Source organism: Streptomyces nanshensis, assembly GCF_001751255.1.
In the GTDB taxonomy this organism is placed as follows: Bacteria; Actinomycetota; Actinomycetes; order Streptomycetales; family Streptomycetaceae; genus Streptomyces; species Streptomyces nanshensis_A.
This window is the reverse complement of sequence record NZ_LJGW01000178.1, coordinates 1-264: the sequence shown is the minus strand read 5'-3', so window position 1 is coordinate 264 and position 264 is coordinate 1. Positions and strand designations below refer to the sequence as shown.

Below are 264 nucleotides of genomic sequence, written 5' to 3'. Positions count from 1 at the left end.
GGAGTCGCTCGTCGGCGAGCTGCTGAGCGATCCGGAGTGCGAATTGGCCGGAAGCGGAACGGGAGTTGGGAGGTGAATCGGATGCGGAAGGGGTTCTTCGTGCCGGCGGTCGCCGTGCGCGTCGCCGTCGGTGCCGCGGTCGTGGCGGTGGCCGCCATGGCGGCGCTCAACGGGCCTGGCATGGTGCGCTACATGAGGATGAAGTCGATGTAGGCGCCCGCGCGCCTCCGTGTGCCCCGCGTCGCCGTGCCCGCGCGACGCGGG

At 72.0% G+C, this 264-nt stretch carries 1 protein-coding gene; it reads left to right on the top strand.

Annotated elements, in window-relative coordinates:
* Positions 1-81: 81 nt before the first annotated feature.
* Positions 82-213, top strand: a complete 132-nt coding sequence (locus AN218_RS38730) for a hypothetical protein (RefSeq protein WP_258396604.1) — start codon at positions 82-84, stop codon at positions 211-213.
* The last annotated feature ends 51 nt before the right edge of the window (positions 214-264 follow it).

Coding starts and splice junctions, on each gene's coding strand:
- AN218_RS38730 (WP_258396604.1), top strand. CDS start 82: ATGCGGAAGGGGTTCTTCGTGCCGGCGGTCGCCGTGCGCGTCGCCGTC.